Consider the following 7257-nt stretch of genomic DNA (forward strand, 5'->3'; position numbering starts at 1 on the left):
ATAAGTAATTTTAAGATTATAACAACTATTATCAAATTTATACAAAAACTCTATATTGTAGTTATCTAAAGAGTATAATAAGGTATTTATACTCTTTATTTATTACTATATATAAGCTTAGTATTTATACTTTATATACCAAATATGATAAATACACCTTACACTGTTATCTAAAATACTAAATGCTAATACTTTTAAAAATGTTAAATAGTATAATAAAATATAAATATAAAAATTCAAAAAGCTTATTTTTCATTGTTTTTAAAAAGTAAATGATAAGTTTTTTTCATATATATTTAAATAATAATAAATCTATTTGCATTTTTTTAATAAAAAATAAAAGTAATTTTGATTATAATTTATAAATAATTATTATATTTATTAATTTTTTGGCTATTTTTCAATATTTTTATAACTTTTTTATCACTTTTGTATTTTTTATGTTATCATATTCTCATCACAAATAAAAAATTTTATGCAAAGGATTCGGGGGGGGGGATATGAAAAAAACGCTTTTATTTGTTTTACTCATTCACACTTTTCTTTTTTCTCAAATAATGATTTTAAAAAATCAAGATAAAATCATTATAGATAACAATCAAACTCTTGCACTTAATCATGTAAACCATGATCAAAAGCAAATACTTAAAGAACATAATAACATTGACTCAAGAGTCAAAAAGCTATTAGAAGAAAAACCAAAGAAGGATTCTAATCTTAGTAAAGAAGATGAAGAATTATCTAGTAAGGTTGTTAATGTTATTCAAACTATAGGTAATGTATATAATGCCAAAGATAGTAAAGAAAGAGATGAGCTTATAAGAGATTTAGCAAGCAATTATTTAAGCTTACAAGCTAATACTTTAATCCAAGAATATTTACATACTCTTAATCACTCCATTAATAGTGAGTTTAATTTAAACTATAATGATAGGGGTGGTTTAAGTGGTAATGCTAAAGTTCTTTTACCTATTATGAGTGAAGATAATCCAAAAATATCTTATTTTCTACAAAGCGGTATAGGTGGATATGATAATAATAGAATCATAGGTCATTTTGGCGGTGGTATAAGATATTATCCTAATGCACTAGCATTAGATAATTCAGGAAATATCATGCTAGGATTAAATTTAGTTTATGATCGTGATTTTAGTAGAGAGCATAAAAGAATATCTTTGGGCTTTGAAAGCATGTTAGATACACTAGCTTTCCATGCTAATATTTATCAAAGATTAAGTGATTGGATTAGTAGTTATGATTTTAAAAATGCAAATAATGATCTAACTTTCTTAGAACGCCCTGCTAATGGCTGGGACATGGGTATTAAATATGCTTTTCCTTCTATGAGTAATGTAGCTGTTTTTGCTAATATGAGTAAATGGTATGGAGAAAAAGTAGCTCCATTTGGCAATGTAAACTGCTATGAAGATTTAGAAAAAAATCCTTTAGTGTATGAAGGAGGTATTACTTACTCACCCTGTCCTGCATTAACTTTTTCGCTAAGCCATAAAATAAGTGATGAGAGTGATAAACAAGGCACAAATATAGCTATGAATTTTAACATACCTTTAGACAAAGATGCCTTCAAACATGCTTTCGATACAAACTTAGCAGGTATAAATAATACCATTGAAGGCTCTAGAACTCATTTTATAGATAGAGATTATTCTATGGTGCTTGAATATAAAGCTATTAACAATGCTTATCATATTTCTTATTGTGGAAATTTAGGAGGTAATACTCATTGTATTATGCTTAAAGATGGCTTTAATCAAGCAGTTAAAAATGTTGCTATGAGTGTAACTCCTGAACAAAAAAGTGTAATCTTGAAAGATGGAAATCATTATATTACTGATGGCAATGGAAAAGTTTTTGTAAAAATAATCCACTCTTATGGAGTACGCCAAACCAATTTAATTGCTAAAGCAGGGAATGCTCAAGAAAGTTTCCCTATTACTATCATAGCTCCAAAAGAAGACTTTAGGATATTTGCCAAACCTTCTAATATACAAAGATATGAAAAATCTCTAATCACATTTACAGGAAATGATTTAGCAGGCGATTCGGTAATTCATTGGAAATTAAATGGTAAAGGAAGTTTAGAAAAAACGCCAAATTCAGATAAAACTGATAAAGATGGAAATTCAAATATCATCTACAAACCTGATGTAAACATGAAAGATAAAGAAAAAGCTGAAATCATTGCTAATGTATTAGGAGTTACTTTAAAAACATTTGTTCAAATAGCAATTTATGGAGATGATGATATTATCTTAGATAAAACTATTATAGGTAATAAAGAAAAAACTCATGCAAGTTATAAAAACTTAAAAGCTAATTCTACAAAAGTTAAATGGAGTATACAAGGAGATAATGCTTTATTTGTTGATAAAGATAAAACTACTAAGGAGCTTAATTTAATAGCTGATGATAAAGGTGAGAGTAATGTAGAAATCATAGGACTTAGTGGAAATGAAAAAGTAAAAATCATTGCTAAGAATATGAGTGATGAATTAGTAAAAGAAAGAAGTAAAGATTTAGAGATTAAAAATTATACAGCCACCATGGAGCTTCCTGCTGGAAAAGATCCTGTGACTCATCAAGACTTTGAAAAAGGAATGATTGATTATAAAAGCGACTTTGAAGTAAAACTTAAAGGTTTAATGCCAAAAACAAAAGTTTTATGGAAGGCTAAAGATATACAAAGCAATAAAACTTTAAGAATTAGTAACGATAAAGAAAGTACAGCTGATGATAAAGGTGAGAGTAAGGTAGTATTTGAAGGAGTAAAAGATTTTAATATTAAAAGATTACAAATCATTGCTACTTATAATCAAAGCGCAGCTAGTACTCAAGAAGTAAGTGGAGAAATCAAACTCCACCAATATACCCCAAGCATTAGTTTTAGTAAAGATAAAATTCATGCTTATGAAAGTGATAATAACAAAGCTTTAAAAGATCCAAAACTTGATCATGTTGAAGTAACTTTAAAAGGTGGTAAACCTAATGAAAAAATAGAATGGAGTTTAAGCGGGGATGCTACTTTAGGTAGTCATGATGCAACATTTAATGCTAGTGGTGAAGCTAAGGCAGTTATCGCTTCTAAAGCTCCATTTAAAGTTAATCCAAATTTAGAAGTTAAAACTATGACTAAAGATCTTAAAAAAGAATTGCCTTATGAGATTAAAGAATATACTCCTAAAGTAGAATATCCAAGCTTTAAAACCCAAGAAAAAACTATAGATTATATAGATGATTTTAATATTAAAATAAGCGGTTTATTACCAAATTCCACTATTGATAAAATCAGTGGAAGTAAAGGAGTAAAAGCTAAAAAAGAAAGCTTTGATGTTAATAATAAAGGTGAAGCTACTTTAGAATTTAGTGGTATTAGTGATTATAGTGTTAAAGATATTGCTATTAAGTTTAGTTATACTAAAATAAAAGGGGATCAACAAAAAACAATAGCTTATTTAGAACCTATTCAGCTTTACAAATATACTATATTTTTTGGGGTTGTTCCAGATGTTGTTGAAGCTCCATGTAGGATTGTAATACCAATATATGGTGGCAGACCAAACTCTAAAATAATATGGAATATAGATGGAGATGGTATTTTATTTCAATGTGATGAAGAATTTGACAGAACTGGTCGTGCAAGTGCAATTGTGAATACAGAATTTCCAAATCAAAAAAATATAGTAATCAACATTAACAGCATGGGTCAGAATTTAAGCAAAAGCATTGCTTTTGATAAACGCCATATTTATACTCCTGAAATAATTTATCCAAGTTTTAAAGGTAAGGAAAAAACTGTGGATTTTGGAAATGATTTTAATATCAAAATAAGTGGTCTTATGCCTAATTCTATAATCGATACAATTAGCACAAGTGAACCAAACAGCGTAAGAATAAAAAAAGATAGCTTTAATGTTAATGATAAAGGCGAAGCTACTTTAGAATTTGAGGGTATTTACAACAAACGTGTTGTTGGTTTTTTCGTTAAGTTTTTTTATATTAGAAAAGAAGGGGAGAAAACATGGACTCAAACAGACCAAATTAATGTCTATAACTACGATATAGGATATGATGATGGACCAAACACTATTACAGCAGAGCCAAATAGTAGTGTTGAAGTAACTTTAATAAATGGCAAACCCAATGAAAAAGTGAAGTGGAGTTTAAATGGAGATGGTATTTTAAGCAAAACAGATGATATATTTAACGAAGAAGGTAAGGCTAAAGCAACTATAACTTCTAAATATCCATATGCAATCAATCCTACAGTTAAAGCTATTGTTTTTAATCAAGAATTTTATAGGCCACTTACCTATAAAGAAGGAACCATATATACTCCAAAAATAACTTATCCAAGCTTCAAAGATCGCGAACAAACAATTGATTATAATAGTGATTTTAAAATAAAAGTAAGTAATTTAATGCCTAATTCTAAAATAAAGATATTGGACGCGCAATATACGAGTTCAAAAAAAGAAGTTTACGAAGCTAATGAACACGGAGAAGCTACTTTAGAATTTAACGGGGTTAGTCAATACGAAGCTAAAATGGTAAAATTTACTTTTGAATATAGTAGATCTTTTTTATTAAAAGACACTGTTACAGGATATGTTAATCTCTATCAATATATTCCAGGATTTTTGAAAACAACACCTGATAGAATTTTAGGTAGAGATGATATACAAGCTACACTGCTTGTTAATGGAGGAAAATCAAATACTAAAATAAGATGGGAAGTTAGTAATGCTGATATAGTAAAAAAAGATGATGTCTTTAATGAACAAGGTGTTGCAGCTATTACCATAAAATCTAAAAAACCTTTTTATGATAATGCGAAAGTCAAATTTGTAGATTACAATGGGCACACTGCTAGTCATGAATTATTATACGAATTTGTACCTGTAATAATATATCCAAACTCAAGAGGGCAAGACAAAAGTGTTATGGAAGCAATGCCATTTATTTTACAATTTAAATATTGTCAGCCAAAAGGTACTATATTTCTTGTGTCAAGAACTGCAAATCCTGAATCTCAAATGGCAAAAGTAGATGAAAACGGAAATGCAACTTTTTATTTTAATGGTATTCTATTTGACGAAGCAAAAGGAGCTACTTTTACTTTGCACTATCAATATGATAAATCTAGAAAAGAAACTCTAGTGCACGGCTACACAGACCCAATCCATATCCTGGGTCACTAAATTTTTAATGTCCTTGTAAAATAAGGGCATTAAAACCATACAATAAATTAAATATAATCAAAAAACTATACTTATAAGCATTCTTGAAAGCTAATTTACAAAATATAAAAAATAAATATAACATTAAAAAGATATTTTAAGTGGTGTCAAGAGAGAGACTTGAACTCCCGACCTCCGGCTTATGAGACCAGCTCTCTAGCCAGCTGAGCTATCCTGACATAAAAAAAGGAGTAAAATACAAGGCCTAGGTTTTGTTGAGATCGTTTTTACCCCGTCTTATGTTTTATGAAGTGAAAAAGCTACTGAAACAGCTGTATTTGATGGACCAATTCGTCCAAGAATAAATATGAGATATATTCCATTTGATACAGGAGCAACTATAGAGCTATATGGATTAATTCCAAACTCTAGTGTAGATATTCAACCAGATCAGTATCTTGGTTATGTTAATTTTGTAAATAAAGGCAAGCTTCATACTGATGATGAAGGTTCAGTTTATTTAAATTTTAAACCTATTGGAAAAGTTACTCAACACACCGGTAGAATTTTTAGTCTTAAAGTGAAATATAAAGAATGGGATGGAACTGATCATGAGGCAATTGTAGGAGGTATTGAGGTGCAAAAACGCATTCATGCAATATATGATACTTGGAAAGATCCTGCTTCATGCTATACCAGTGCAACTTTAACATTAACCGATGGAATTGCAGGAGAAAAAGTTGATTTTGATGGAACCAAACTCGATGTTGGCCATGGTCAAACTCCGCCAAAAATACAAAGATGGGATAAAGAATTTGATAATTCCGGTGAAGCAAAAGTTGTAATATCAACTACATGGTGCACTAAACCATTGACCGAAACTCCTACTTTTACAATGAGATTTAATACTTTAGGTGCAGATGTCACAAGAATACGAGATGTTACTTTTGGTGGTGGAGATCATGAAATAATTTATTAGTCGGATATATAGGCATATTTTATAATGTTATGGAAAAAGAAAGAAATATATGCCACTGTATAATTTTGAACAATTTCTATCTCTGTTAGCCCAGCTTTCAGAGGTAGATATTAAAACTCTTATGGAATATAAAGATTTATTGTTAAAAGCGTTATCACCTTTAAATGAAGTAGAAAGATTTAATGCAAAAGAATGTATGCAACTTATTAACACTCTTGAAGAAACTTTTTTAGATAAACTCCAAATAGAAGAAAGCAAAAAGAAAGAAATTTGCAAAAATATTATCAAAATACTAAAAAATCATTGGAAAATGTTTTTTTGAAAATCAAGTTGTAATGCAAAATAAATGGTGGATTTAGCAGGCGTGTAATTTACCAACTAAACTCCTAAATATCCATACTTTAATGAAATATTTTTCATTTGCACATACTTTTGCACATACTTTGTATTTTATTGTAAAAATGTGTAAAAAAGTGATATTGTTTTGCTAAATAGGTGATGTATTAAAATTTTTAGAGTGTGAATTTCAAGGAAAGAATATTGTGAATTTAAATTCTAATAAAGAAAAATACTGCCTGACTAATGAAGAGTAAGTGTTAATATATTCAAGAAACAATTTCAAAAATAGAATATTTGCTATTATATGAATTGCTAAAGTAGATTAAATCTTATTTTAAAGATTTAACCCCTAGTATAATTTTAGCTATTTTTTCAAAGCTATAAACATTTTTAAAATCATTACCATTTAAATTTTTTCTTCTACATTATACTATACTAAATATTTTATTTTATGTCCTGTTTATACTGTAAAATAAAATATAAATGCTATGCTTTAGATAGTTTTAGAAGTTAGTAAAGATATTGTATGTTTAAAACGATAACTATTTTAAATGTAATAGTTGTGTTTTAAAAAAGCACTAGCCATATCGAAGATGAAGATACTCAAGTTGGTATTAATGATGAAAATAATAATGGTTGGGAAGATGATGGTTCTTGTGGAGGACAAATTTTTATCTTTAATAAAAAAGATAATAGATGTCGCTCTAAAGACAAATTTTTTGGTTTAACTGGTGGTGGTTG

The 7257-nt window shown here is 28.4% G+C and carries 3 protein-coding genes and 1 tRNA gene; 3 read left to right on the top strand and 1 reads right to left on the bottom strand.

The genetic code is table 11. From position 1 onward, the window contains the following. Positions 1–500 precede the first annotated feature (500 nt). Entirely contained in the window at positions 501–5219 is a 4719-nt protein-coding gene (locus L8W69_RS08235) for an inverse autotransporter beta domain-containing protein (RefSeq protein ID WP_263666868.1), read from the top strand. A gap of 141 nt (positions 5220–5360) precedes the next feature. Here L8W69_RS08235 and L8W69_RS08240 read toward each other — a convergent pair. Further along, a tRNA-Met gene (locus L8W69_RS08240) sits at positions 5361–5437 on the bottom strand. Positions 5438–5565: 128 nt separating this feature from the next. Between L8W69_RS08240 and L8W69_RS08245 the strand changes: the two genes are divergently transcribed. Beyond that, positions 5566–6177 (top strand): hypothetical protein, encoded by a 612-nt coding sequence (locus L8W69_RS08245; RefSeq protein ID WP_263666869.1) that lies wholly within the window; start codon positions 5566–5568, stop codon positions 6175–6177. A gap of 49 nt (positions 6178–6226) precedes the next feature. Beyond that, positions 6227–6499 (top strand): hypothetical protein, encoded by a 273-nt coding sequence (locus L8W69_RS08250; protein WP_263666870.1) that lies wholly within the window; start codon positions 6227–6229, stop codon positions 6497–6499. Positions 6500–7257 lie beyond the last annotated feature (758 nt).

It is taken from the genome of Campylobacter sp. CNRCH_2016_3089, from assembly GCF_025772505.1.
GTDB lineage: Bacteria > Campylobacterota > Campylobacteria > Campylobacterales > Campylobacteraceae > Campylobacter_D > Campylobacter_D lari_D.

Coding starts and splice junctions, on each gene's coding strand:
- L8W69_RS08235 (WP_263666868.1), top strand. CDS start 501: ATGAAAAAAACGCTTTTATTTGTTTTACTCATTCACACTTTTCTTTTT.
- L8W69_RS08245 (WP_263666869.1), top strand. CDS start 5,566: ATGAGATATATTCCATTTGATACAGGAGCAACTATAGAGCTATATGGA.
- L8W69_RS08250 (WP_263666870.1), top strand. CDS start 6,227: ATGCCACTGTATAATTTTGAACAATTTCTATCTCTGTTAGCCCAGCTT.